The sequence below is a fragment of the Streptomyces graminilatus genome (genome assembly GCF_001418565.1).
Classification (GTDB): Bacteria; Actinomycetota; Actinomycetes; order Streptomycetales; family Streptomycetaceae; genus Streptomyces; species Streptomyces graminilatus.
In genome coordinates this window covers 1-364 of record NZ_LIQQ01000772.1, presented here as the reverse complement: position 1 = coordinate 364, position 364 = coordinate 1, and the positions used below count along the sequence as shown (strand labels likewise).

Annotated in this window: 1 pseudogene; it reads left to right on the top strand. The window is 72.8% G+C overall.

The features are described 5' to 3' along the window. Positions 1–196: 196 nt before the first annotated feature. Positions 197–364 (top strand): annotated as a pseudogene (locus AOK08_RS48255) (small ribosomal subunit Rsm22 family protein); the annotation flags it as partial.

Genomic DNA, 364 nt, shown 5'->3' with positions numbered 1-364 from the left:
CCTGCTGCTGATCGCGGCAGCGGTGCTGTCGGGACGGAGACTGTGGCGCGCGACCGTGCGCGGGCCGCGCTCCGAGCGAGCGATCGAGGCTGTCTTGAGCTGAGAAGGCCGACGTACGAGTCTCCGGCTCGGAGCGCGGCTCACAGCCGTTCCCGGGGGAACCCCGTCCCCCCCCACCCACCTCTAGAATCACCCCGTGAACACCCCCGTTTCCCCCGCCGACGCCCTGCGTGCCGCCCTCGCCGGTCTGCTCGACGGGCTGCCGCCGAAGGCCGCCGCTCAGGCTGTCGAGCGGCTGATCGCCAACTACCGGGGGCGGACGCCGACCGATACGCCCGTGCTGCGGGACCGTTCCGATGTGGCC